The organism is Streptomyces sp. NRRL F-5126 (genome assembly GCF_000721265.1).
Classification (GTDB): domain Bacteria; phylum Actinomycetota; class Actinomycetes; order Streptomycetales; family Streptomycetaceae; genus Streptomyces.
Map to the genome: position 1 here is coordinate 1 of NZ_JOFZ01000133.1, position 313 is coordinate 313.

General features: G+C 71.9%; 1 protein-coding gene. It reads right to left on the minus strand.

Going from position 1 to position 313, the window contains the following annotated elements; genetic code table 11:
• On the minus strand, nucleotides 1-228 hold a 228-nt coding region (locus IH48_RS0132670), incomplete at its 3' end, for a polyprenyl synthetase family protein (protein ID WP_030913209.1).
• Nucleotides 229-313: the final 85 nt, after the last annotated feature.

The following is a 313-nucleotide window of genomic DNA, read 5'->3' on the forward strand; positions in this document are numbered from 1 at the left end:
GTGGCGGGCGACGACCGAGGGGCGCCCGCGCCGTAACTCGTCCCCGTCGATGATGTCGTCGTGGACGAGCGAGCCGACATGCAGGAACTCCATGCCGAGCGCGACGCCGAGGGTGTCCTCCCGGCGCATCCCGGCCGCGGCGGCGAAGTCGTGCAGGGCCACACCTGCCACCCGGCGGGCGGGCAGCGGTACGAGTGGATACCCGGTGTCGGGGCGGTGCGCGGTCATGAGCGTGGCCCTCCGGAGCTGCTGGAGGTAGTGGTGGGTGTTCGCGGGTTGAAGCCGGATTCCCGGGCGAGCTTCTCCCACAGCT